The organism is Microbacterium sp. (assembly GCF_032084865.1).
Taxonomy (GTDB): domain Bacteria; phylum Actinomycetota; class Actinomycetes; order Actinomycetales; family Microbacteriaceae; genus Microbacterium.
The window spans coordinates 1-9,450 of record NZ_DAMDLU010000111.1; the positions used below are offsets into that span (position 1 = coordinate 1).

Below are 9,450 nucleotides of genomic sequence, written 5' to 3' on the forward strand. Positions count from 1 at the left end.
AGGTCAGAAACGTACACAAACGCGCCGCGAAACGTACGTTCTTGACCTCGCACCGCAACGCCGACGCCGACCTCGCCCCGGCATCCGCCCCACCCGACCTGCCGAGGTCAGAAACGTACACAAACGCGCCGCGAAACGTACGTTCTTGACCTCGCACCGCAACGCCGACGCCGACCTCGCCCCGGCATCCGCCCCACCCGACCTGCCGAGGTCAGAAACGTACACAAACGCGCCGCGAAACGTACGTTCTTGACCTCGCACCGGGCCAAGAAGCACACAATCCCCCAGGCACGCAGAAGGCCCCCGGCATCCGGAGATGTCGGGGGCCTGCTGGTGCGGCGAGATTACTTCGCGGCGATGACCTGAAGGGTGATCACGGCGGTGACGTCGTCGTGCAGACGAACCGTCGCCTCGTGCTCGCCCGTCGTCTTGACCGGAGCGGCGAAGTGCACCTTGCGCTTGTCGATCGAGCCGAGGCCCTCAGCGGCGACAGCGTCGGCCACGTCGGCGGTCTTCACCGAGCCGAACAGGCGACCCTCGGCGCCGGCCTTGACGGCCAGACGCACCTTGGTGCCCTCGAGCTTGTTCTTGAGTGCGGTCGCCTCGTCGAGGTCGTGGATCTGGCGGGCCTTGCGGGCTGCCTGGATCGACTCGACCTGCTTCTGGCCACCACGGGTCCACGCAACGGCGTAGCCCTTGGGGACGAGGTAGTTGCGGGCGTACCCGTTCTTGACCTCGATGACGTCACCGGCGCTACCCAGCCCGGCGACCTCGTTCGTGAGAATCAGCTTTGCCATGTCGGTACCCCTCAGCGGCCAGCGCCGGCGTAGGGCAGCAGGGCCATCTCGCGAGCGTTCTTGATCGCCTTGGCGATCAGACGCTGCTCCTGCACCGAGACACCGGTGATACGACGGGCGCGGATCTTGCCGCGCTCCGAGACGAACTTGCGAAGGGTGGCGACATCCTTGTAATCGATGACACCGACCCGGATGGACTTCGCGGGAGCGGTGGGCTTGCCACCCTTCCGCGGCTTGCGGCGGTCGCCGCTCGACTTTCCAGCCATGTTTCTTCCTTAAGAGATGAGATCGGATGCCCGAGCCTTCGACCGGCTCAGGGACCCGGAATTCAGAACGGGGTGTCGTCGCCGAAGCTGCCCGGAGTGCTCCAGGCGTCAGCGCTCGAGGAGCCGGGGGTCGACCACGGCTCGTCCGAGACCTGCTGCTGCTGCTGCGGACGCGACTGCCCACCGCCGCCGTTGGATGCGGCCCGCGTGACCTGTGCCGTCGCGTATCGCAGCGACGGACCGATCTCGTCAACCTCCAGCTCGATCGAGGTGCGCTGGTTGCCTTCGCGGTCCTGGTAGGAGCGCTGACGCAGACGACCCTGCGCGATGACGCGCATGCCCTTCGTCAGCGAACCCGCCACGTGCTCGGCGAACTCGCGCCACACCGACGCGCGGAGGAACAGCGCTTCGCCGTCCTTCCACTCGTTGGCCTGACGGTCGAACGTGCGCGGGGTCGAGGCGATGGTGAAGTTCGCCACCGGCAGGCCGTTCTGCGTGTAGCGCAGTTCGGGATCTGCGGTGAGGTTGCCCACCACGGTGATGACGGTTTCGCCGGCCATGTTCCCTAGGCCTTTGCGACCTTGGGCTTGCGGGCAGCCTTGTCGGCGGCGCGCTTGGCCTCGGCGGCGACCATGGCCTGTGCCTCTTCGGCACGCAGGACCTTGGTGCGGAACACGAGCTCGCTCAGCTTCAGCTGACGGTCGAGTTCGTCCGTGGCCTGGCTGGTCGCGGTGAAGTTGACGACGGCGTAGATGCCCTCGTTCTTCTTGTTGATCTCGTAGGCGAAACGACGCTTGCCCCAGATGTCGACCTTGTCAATCGAGCCACCATCGTTGGTGATGACCTTCAGGAACTTGTCGAGGTTGGGGGCAACCTGGCGCTCGTCCAGCTCGGGGGTCAGAATGACCATGAGCTCGTACTGGTGCGTCACTTACCCACCTCCTTCGGACTAGAACGGCTCCCGGGACTTTCCCGGAAGCAGGAGGGTGTGTAGCACGTCGTCTGTCGCGGCTTCCCGAATGGATGCCGACGGGCAGACAACCACAGCAGTCTACCGGATCGACATGGATGCCGCCGACCGGCACCGACGCGGGGTGGTCAGCGCTGGATGGCGGGCACGTCGGCCCAGATCGCCCGCTCGGCGGCGGACGGGGCTACGGGGATGCGCCCCGCGCCGTCGGGCTCGGGAATCGCCGCCAGCAGCGCCTGCGTGTACGGGTGCTGCGGGTCGGCCCAGAGCTGCGCGGTCGGCCCGGATTCGAGCACACGCCCGCCGAACATCACGAACGTCCGGTCGGCGATGCGCTGCACCACGGCGAGGTCGTGCGAGATGAACAGCATCCCGGCACCCGCCTCTTTGACGAGATCGCGCATGAGCGCGGCCACGCTCGTCTGGGTCGACGCGTCGAGAGCCGAGATCGGCTCGTCGGCGACGAGCAGCTGCGGGCGAGCGGCGAGCGCCCGCGCGATCGCGATGCGCTGCTTCTGACCGCCCGAGAACTGGTGGGGGAACTTCGAGACGGATGCCGTGGGCAGGCCGACCTTCTCGAGCCACTCCTCGACCGTCGAGCCCTCCGCACCGCGTGCTCGCGCGGTGGCGATGCCGTCGGCGACCTGGTCGCCGATCCGGCGACGGGGGTTGAGCGAGGTCGACGGATCCTGGAACACCATCTGGATGCCGGTGAGGTGCTTCGGGCGCCGGCGCACGCGCAGCGGCGTCACCTCGCCGTCGAGGAAGCGGGCTGTGCCGCCCGCGAGCTTCTCGATGCCGACGGCGGCGCGGGCGAGGCTCGACTTGCCGCTGCCGGATTCTCCGACGAGGGCGACGGTCTCACCGGCATGCACCTGAAGCGACACGTCGTCGACCGCGACGACGGGCGGATTGCCGGGGTAGCGGACGACGATGCCCTGAGCGTCGAGGACGGTCTCATGCGCCATGATCGTCGCCTCCTTCGATGCGTGAACCCGGCAGGGCGGCGAGCAGCTGCCTGGTGTACTCGTGCTGCGGGTCGCGGAACAGCGTCTCTCGATCGGCGTGCTCGACGACCCTGCCGTCCTTCATCACGGTGACGACGTCGGCGATCGCGCTCATCACCCCGAGGTCGTGCGTGACGAGCAGAACGGCGATCTGCCGCTCGTCTGCCAGTTCGCGCAGCAGCGTCAGGATGCCGGCCTGCACGGTCACGTCGAGCGCTGTCGTCGGCTCGTCGGCGAGCAGCACCTCGGGATCGCAGGCGAGAGCGCAGGCGATAGCGATGCGCTGCCTCTGGCCGCCCGAGAACTGGTGCGGGTAGCGGCGCAGCGCCTCTTCCGGGTTCGGCACCTGCACGCGCTCGAGCAGCTCGACGGCGCGCTGGCGGGCGGCCGCTGCGCGCAGCCCGAGGTGCACGCGCATGTGGTCGGTCAGCTGACGCCCGACCGGGATCTGCGGGTGCAGCGAAGACGACGGGTCCTGGAACACCATGGCGATACGCCGACCGCGGATGCGGTTCATCGCTCGCCGGCCCAGGCTGAGCAGCTCCGTGTCCCCCAGCCGGATGGAGCCGCCGGTCCGCGCATGACGCGGAAGCAGGCCCAGCACCGCCATGGCGGTCAGCGTCTTACCCGACCCGGATTCTCCGGCGAGCCCGTGGATGCGCCCGGCGTCGAGCTGCACCGAGAGGCCCTTCACGAGAGGGCGGCCGATGTCGACCGTCAGGTCGCGGATGTCGAGGATGCTCATGCGCCGCCTCCGCTCGATGCGACCAGTTCGGTCTGCTTCTCGTGCGTCACCTCGGCGGTCGGGTCGAGGATGTCGCGCAGCGCGTCGCCGAGGAAGTTGAACGCGAGCACGACCGTGAGGATGGCGAGGCCCGGGAAGACTCCGAGCCACCACGCGTCGAAGTTCTGCATCGCGGCCGAGATCATCGAACCCCATTCGGCCGTGGGCGGCTGCGCGCCCAGACCGAGGAACGACAGACCCGACAGCAGCAGGATCGCCGCACCGATGTCGAGCGTCGCGAGCACCAGCAGCGGGCCGGCGACGTTGGGGAGGATGTCGACAACGAGCGTGCGTGCCGGCGAGTGGCCGAGCAGGCGACCGGCCATCACGTAGTTCTGGTTGCGCAGCGACAGCACGATGCTGCGGGTGACGCGCGAGTACTGCGGCCACGACACGACGACCGCGGCGATCACCGCGTTGAACAGTGACGGGCCGAGCGACGCGGCGACGACCATCGCGAGGATCACGGTCGGGAACGCCATGAACAGGTCGGTGATGCGCATGAGCGTCTCATCGATCCATCCGCCGAAGTACCCGGCGAGCGCGCCGATCACGGCGCCGATGACGAGGGCGGCGACGACGAGGGTGAGTGCCAGCGGGATCGTGACGGTGGCGCCGGTCATCAGGCGCGAGAAGATGTCGCGCCCGTTGCCGTCGGTGCCCAGCAGCGTGTCGATGCCGGGGGTCTGCAGGCGGGGCAGCACCTGGGCGTTCGGCTCGAACGGCACCCACCACTGCGCGGTGAAGGCGACGAGGATCCACGCCGCGGCGACGACGGTGCCGATGACGCCCAGGGGGGTGCGCCAGGCGCGCGGCCAGCGCAGCTTGAGCCGCCCGGGCATGCGGGGTGCGCGAGAGCTCATGCGATCCTCACTCTCGGGTCGAGTACGCCGTACAGCAGGTCGACGATGAAGTTGATGACCAGGTAGATGACGCCGACGATGAGGCCGACGCCCATGATTCCGGGCAGGTCGAGGTTGGCCGCCGAGTTGTAGGCGTACGTGCCGAGGCCCGGCCAGGCGAACACCGACTCGACGAGCACGGTGCCCGAGAGCAGTGAGCCGAAGGCGACGCCGACCACGGTCAGCACCGGCAGAGCCGCTCCCCGCAGCACGTAGTCGAGCACCACGCGCATGGCCGGCAGGCCCTTCGCGCGAGCCGCGCGCACGTAGTCGCTGTCGAGCACCTCGAGCACAGACGTGCGGATGAACCGGGTCAGCAGACCGATCGTCACCAGCGACAGCACCATCACCGGCAGCGCCAGGTGCGCCATGGCGTCGGCCCAGCCCACGCCGTCGCCGTTCAGCAGATAATCGATCGTGTACAGCCCGGTCACCCGGGGCGGCGGGATGATCGACGGCGAGACGCGACCGGACCCCGGCGCGATGCGCAGGTTGAGGAAGAACACGTAGAAGCTCACCAGCGCCAGCCAGAAGGTCGGCACGCTGAGCCCGATCAGGGTGACCACACGCACGATCTGGTCTGTGACCATGCCCCGCCGGTACGCGGCGAGCGTGCCGAGCACGAGGCTGACCGCGAGGCTCAGGACGATCGCGCAGAGCGCGATCTCGATCGTGGCGGGCACCGCCGTAGCGAGATCCGCGGTCACGGGCTGCCCGGTGACGAGGGAGGTGCCGAGGTCGCCGCGCAGCAGCTTGCCCATGTAGATGAAGTACTGCACGAACAGGGGCTGGTCGAGTCCCTGCGCCTTGATGAAGGCTTCGCGCGTTTCGGGATTCTGAGAGGCCCCCTCACCCAGTGCCGCGGAGACCGGGTCTCCGGGCACCAGGTTGGTGAGGAGGAACGTCACGACCGTGACGCCGATCAGCAGCAGCACCGAGGTGCCAGCCCGGCGCAGCAGGTACCCCGCCAGGGGCGACTTCTTGCGCCTCGCCTGTGTCTGCACAGCCACTGTCGTCATCACGGTCGATCCGTTCAGCCGGCGGGCGTGATCTCGGCGATGTCCATCTCCCACACGGAGTTGTAGACAGCGCCGTCGACCTTGTCGGAGGTCGCGATGTTACGTCCGGGCACGATCAGCGGCACGAACGGGCCGCTCGCCTGCATCGTCTCCGCGAACTTCGTGAACGCGGCGGTGCGCTTGTCGGGGTCGGTCGCGCTGGCGGCATCCGCGGCGATGGAGGCGATCTCGGGGTTGGCCGACTGCTCCCAGCCCGCACGCAGGCCGACCTTCAGACCGGGACCGAAGGGCAGGAAGTTCGCGGAGTCGGCGTAGTCCGGGCCCCAGAACCAGAGGCCGAAGCCCTCGGTGCCGTTCACGTAGGCGTCGAGCTCGGTGGCGAACGGTGCGGGGGCGAGCTCGACGGTGACGCCGGCGTCCTTCAGCTGCGCCTGGATGCGCTCGGCGAGCGGCGTGAACTCCACGCCGCCGACGGGGTAGTCGTTCGGGAACTGCAGCTTCAGCGTCTGACCGGTGTAGCCTGCGGCGTCGAAGGCCGCCTTGGCCTTGCCGAGGTCCTGGGTGACGCCCTTGCCGAGTGCGCCTTCGAACCCGGGCGGGATCACACCGGTGGCCTGCTCGGCACCGGCGCCGGCGAGCTCCAGCAGAGCCGGGTAGTCGAGTGCGTACCGGATGCCTTCGGCGAGCTTCACGTTGGCCAGATCGCCGGCGACGCCGGTCGACTGGTTCAGCAGCAGGAAGATGGTCTGGCCGGACGGCACCGAGTCGACATTGAGGCCGTCACCGAGACCGCTGACCTGGTCGCCGTTGAGATCCATGGCGACCATCGAGTCGCCGCCCTTGAGGTTGGCGAGCTGGGTGGCGCTCTCGGAGACGTTGCGGATGACGACGCGGTCGTAGGCCGGCTCCTCGTCGCCGTTGTACTCGTCGTTCTTCTTCAGCACGATCTGCGAGCTGAGGTCGAGGGTGTCGAGCACGAAGGGGCCGGAACCTGCGGATGCACCGTCGAAGTACTTCTGCGCGGAGTCGGAGCCGTCGGTGCTCCCGCCGTTCTTCATCACCACGTCGGCGTTGACGATGCCGAGAGCGGGGTTGGCGAGGATGGCGGGCAGCTGCAGCAGGGGCGTCTCGGTGCTGAAGAGGATCGTCTTCTCGTCGACCTCCGTGATGGTGACGCCGGCGAGGAGGAAGTTCGGCTTGGCGTCGGCCATGCCCTGGATGCGCTGCAGCGAGAAGACGACGTCCTTCGCCTCGATCGGGGTGCCGTCCGAGAAGACGCGGCCGTCTTCGAGCGTGAAGGTGAACTCGGTGGCGGAGTCGTTGGCCTCCCACGACGCGAGCCCGGGGATCGGCGTCGAGACGTCCGAGCCCTTGAAGTCGACGAGCGTCTCGTACATCGCCTTGGCGAGCATGTTGCCGGTCGGGTCGTAGGTGTGCCCGGGGTCTGCGGTCTCGACCGAGAACGCGGTGTCGATGACCAGGGAGGCACCGGACTTCGCTCCGCCGTCGTTGTTCGCAGAGTTTCCTCCCGAGCATCCGGTCAGGGCGAGGAGCGCGACCGCTCCGAGGACGATTGCCGGCGTGCGCAGCGTCGACAGCATGGGTACCTCCATTGGCAGGGTGGATCGGGAGTCCTGGGCATCCAGCGGTGGACGACCGTGATCAGATTCCCATGGTGTGCGACGATTTGTCCAATGACATCGCGTCATGTAGACAAAGCCTGTCCGAACAATGGAGATTGGGATGCAGAATGTCCAGCACTGACGCTGAAGACAACCGGGATTCTGGACGAAGTGCCGCCGCTCTCGATCCGATCTCGTACCGGATGCTCGAGCTTCTTCGCGAGAACGGGCGAATTTCGATCGCCGCGCTGGCCGAGAAGGTCGGCATCTCCCGAGCCAACGCGTACACCCGGGTGGAGTCGCTCATGAGCGACGGCGTCATCACGGGTTTCAGCGCCCGGGTCGACCCCGCCAAGGCGGGACTCTCGATCGGGGCGCTGATCTTCGTCACGGTGTATCCGCAGGCGTGGGCGTCGTTCCGAGCGCAGATCGCCGAGATGCCCGACATCGAGTACTGCGCCGTGACGACCGGCGAGCACGACGCCATGCTGCTGATCCGCGCGACAGACGTCAGCGGCGTGCACGAGTTCTCGACCGGGGTGATCGCACAGCTTCCCGAGGTGCGCACGGTGGTCAGCGTCGTCGTGCTCGACGAGGTGATCCGCCGGCCGTTCGTGCTTCCTCCCGACCTGCCCGAGCGCAGCCTCGAGGTGCCGTTGGGCATGACCCAGTGGACGCCGGCGACGGCCGGACGAGGCGCCCTGCCGCCGCGGTGACCGCGACGACCGGATCAGGCCGCGGCGGTCTCGACGCAGACGCTGAGCTGCGCGGCACCGTGCATCTCGTAGTGCTCGACCAGGCGCAGCATCCCGTCGTCGTCGATCTCGATCTCGCTCTCGCCGTCGCCGGTCACGACCTCGCCCGTGGCCGCCAGCACGTGCACGAACGACACCCAGATGGTGTCGCCGGTGCGGGTTCCCACGAAGCGGCCGATCGTGACGGTGTCGCCGGCGTAGTCGCCCCAGATCGCACCGTCCTGCTCGAAGTAGTGGAACACGCTCGGGGCGTCGTGGTCGACGACCGACGTCGTCGACGACACCATCTTGAACGTGCGGCCGTCGAGAGTGGGCAGGGTTCGGGTCTGAGTCACCCATCGATCATGGCAGGTACCGTGGACGGATGAATCCGGCGCCGCCGCAGCACCACCCGTTCGAGACGCGGCCGCTGACGGAACCGGTCGACCCGCGCGCGGTGAACGAGTTCTGGCGTGCGGTCAAGACGCAGAGCCCGACATCGGGCGCTCAGATCGTCATCGTGGTGATCGTCGCCGCCATGTTTGCTCTGGTGTTCCTGCCGATCATCGGCTTCACCCTGTTCGCGATGATCGCCGGCCTGGCATCCGGACAGGCGGGGGTCGGTGCGCTGTTCTCGCTGCCGGCGCTGCTGCCGGTGGTGATCGCCGCGGTGGTCATCCCGCTGGTCGTCGTCTCGCGCCGCCGCGCACGCGAGAGCACCTACCGGATCGCGCGGTTCGCCGAGGCGAACGCGATGACGTTCCGTCCGTTCCTCAGCGACCCGCCGCTTCCGGGCATGATCTTCCACCGAGGGCACTCGCGCGTGGCGTCGAACCTCGTGCGCGGGCAGCATCCCCGCTTCGTCGAATTCGGCAACTACCGCTACACGACCGGATCGGGCAAGAACAAGACCACCCACAGCTGGGGGTACGTCGCCGTGAAACTCGACGTGCCGCTGCCCAACATCGTGCTCGACGCGTTGGGCAACAACTCCCTCGGCTCGAACCTGCCGTCGACGTTCTCGAAAGACCAGCGGCTCTCGCTCGAGGGCGACTTCGACCAGCACTTCACGCTGTACTGCCCGAGCGGGTACGAGGCCGACGCGCTCTACCTGTTCACGCCCGACATCATGGCGCGATTCATCGATCACGCAGCCCAGCTCGACGTCGAGATCGTCGACGACTGGCTGTTCCTCTACATGCGCCGGCCGGTGTCGACCACCGACGTGAGCACCTGGGCGTGGCTGTTCGGCACCGTCGGCGCACTGCTCGGCAAGTTCGACCAGTGGGCGCGCTGGCGGGATGACCGGCTGCGGCTGGCGCAGGAGGCGGCTGCCTCGCATCCGGCCG

12 protein-coding genes are annotated in these 9,450 nt (G+C 68.0%); 2 read left to right on the forward strand and 10 right to left on the reverse strand.

Annotated features, from left to right (window positions below; genetic code table 11):
- Positions 1 to 344: 344 nt before the first annotated feature.
- The 9 genes from rplI to RT309_RS11260 all read right to left on the reverse strand — a co-directional run bounded on the left by rplI (position 345) and on the right by RT309_RS11260 (position 7,346).
- Entirely contained in the window at positions 345 to 797 is a 453-nt protein-coding gene (gene rplI, locus RT309_RS11220) for a 50S ribosomal protein L9 (RefSeq protein ID WP_313357079.1), read from the reverse strand.
- Positions 798 to 808: 11 nt separating this feature from the next.
- The gene (rpsR, locus tag RT309_RS11225) at positions 809 to 1,063 is read right to left on the reverse strand and encodes a 30S ribosomal protein S18 (protein ID WP_307369931.1); all 255 of its coding nucleotides are present in this window, start codon (positions 1,061 to 1,063) and stop codon (positions 809 to 811) included.
- A 62-nt stretch (positions 1,064 to 1,125) separates the two neighbouring features.
- Positions 1,126 to 1,623, reverse strand: a complete 498-nt coding sequence (locus RT309_RS11230; protein ID WP_191712420.1) for a single-stranded DNA-binding protein — start codon at positions 1,621 to 1,623, stop codon at positions 1,126 to 1,128.
- Positions 1,624 to 1,628: 5 nt separating this feature from the next.
- Entirely contained in the window at positions 1,629 to 1,994 is a 366-nt protein-coding gene (gene rpsF, locus RT309_RS11235; RefSeq protein ID WP_313357085.1) for a 30S ribosomal protein S6, read from the reverse strand.
- A gap of 167 nt (positions 1,995 to 2,161) precedes the next feature.
- Positions 2,162 to 3,001: an ABC transporter ATP-binding protein gene (locus RT309_RS11240; RefSeq protein ID WP_313357087.1), complete on the reverse strand. Its 840-nt coding sequence runs from the start codon at positions 2,999 to 3,001 to the stop codon at positions 2,162 to 2,164.
- On the reverse strand, positions 2,991 to 3,785 hold the full coding sequence (locus tag RT309_RS11245) for an ABC transporter ATP-binding protein (protein WP_313357089.1): 795 nt from the start codon (positions 3,783 to 3,785) through the stop codon (positions 2,991 to 2,993). Before RT309_RS11245 ends, RT309_RS11240 begins: the two co-directional genes overlap by 11 nt.
- On the reverse strand, positions 3,782 to 4,687 hold the full coding sequence (locus RT309_RS11250) for an ABC transporter permease (RefSeq protein WP_313357091.1): 906 nt from the start codon (positions 4,685 to 4,687) through the stop codon (positions 3,782 to 3,784). Before RT309_RS11250 ends, RT309_RS11245 begins: the two co-directional genes overlap by 4 nt.
- Positions 4,684 to 5,745 (reverse strand): ABC transporter permease, encoded by a 1,062-nt coding sequence (locus RT309_RS11255; RefSeq protein WP_313357093.1) that lies wholly within the window; start codon positions 5,743 to 5,745, stop codon positions 4,684 to 4,686. The genes RT309_RS11250 and RT309_RS11255 overlap by 4 nt, the downstream gene beginning before the upstream one ends.
- A gap of 14 nt (positions 5,746 to 5,759) precedes the next feature.
- Positions 5,760 to 7,346 (reverse strand): ABC transporter substrate-binding protein, encoded by a 1,587-nt coding sequence (locus RT309_RS11260; RefSeq protein WP_313357095.1) that lies wholly within the window; start codon positions 7,344 to 7,346, stop codon positions 5,760 to 5,762.
- Between the two features lie 149 nt (positions 7,347 to 7,495).
- On the opposite strand from RT309_RS11260, the gene RT309_RS11265 reads away from it, so the two are divergent.
- Positions 7,496 to 8,083, forward strand: a complete 588-nt coding sequence (locus tag RT309_RS11265) for an Lrp/AsnC family transcriptional regulator (RefSeq protein WP_313357096.1) — start codon at positions 7,496 to 7,498, stop codon at positions 8,081 to 8,083.
- Between the two features lie 14 nt (positions 8,084 to 8,097).
- Here the strand turns inward: RT309_RS11265 and RT309_RS11270 are convergent, their stop codons facing one another.
- Positions 8,098 to 8,457, reverse strand: coding sequence for a hypothetical protein (locus tag RT309_RS11270; protein ID WP_313357098.1), 360 nt, complete (start codon positions 8,455 to 8,457; stop codon positions 8,098 to 8,100).
- 29 nt (positions 8,458 to 8,486) lie between these two features.
- Between RT309_RS11270 and RT309_RS11275 the strand changes: the two genes are divergently transcribed.
- The coding region (locus RT309_RS11275; RefSeq protein ID WP_313357099.1) for a hypothetical protein at positions 8,487 to 9,450 on the forward strand (964 nt) is incomplete at its 3' end.